This is a genomic window from Streptomyces sp. DH12 (assembly GCF_020873895.1).
In the GTDB taxonomy this organism is placed as follows: Bacteria; Actinomycetota; Actinomycetes; order Streptomycetales; family Streptomycetaceae; genus Streptomyces.
The window spans coordinates 1-436 of record NZ_JAHWGT010001219.1 but is presented as its reverse complement, the minus strand read 5'-3'; the positions used below and the strand labels follow the sequence as shown (position 1 = coordinate 436).

Genomic DNA, 436 nt, shown 5'->3' with positions numbered 1-436 from the left:
GGACCCCGCCCGTGCGGGAACCTCACCCTGGGGACCTCACCCCACCGTCTCGATCAGGGCCCGGCGGATCAGGAACTTGCCCGGCTCGCGGACCTGTTCGAAGGCGGCGTTGTAGAGCAGCACGCAGCTGCCGGACACCGAGGTGACCTCCCCCGTCGTGGACTTGGCGTTGTCCAGGTTGGTGACCTTGAGCCGGGTGCCGGCCGGGAACTGGCTGCTGGACGCGGCCGGGGCGCCGGCCTCGCCGGACCGGGTGACCGTGGAGCCGTTGCACACCTGCACACCGCCCGCGGCGCCGCCGCCCGCCAGCCCGTCCTGGCCCGCCTGCCCGTCCTGCCCCGCCTGGCCGCCCGCGGCGGGCTGCGACGGGGCGGACTGCTCCGGCTGCGCCGGCTGGGCGCCCTGAGCCGACTCCCCAACCGTGCACCCGGACCCC

At 76.1% G+C, this 436-nt stretch carries 1 pseudogene; it reads right to left on the bottom strand.

Going from position 1 to position 436, the window contains the following annotated elements:
• Positions 1-36: 36 nt before the first annotated feature.
• A pseudogene (locus LPA54_RS39330) lies at positions 37-436 on the bottom strand (septal ring lytic transglycosylase RlpA family protein); the annotation flags it as partial.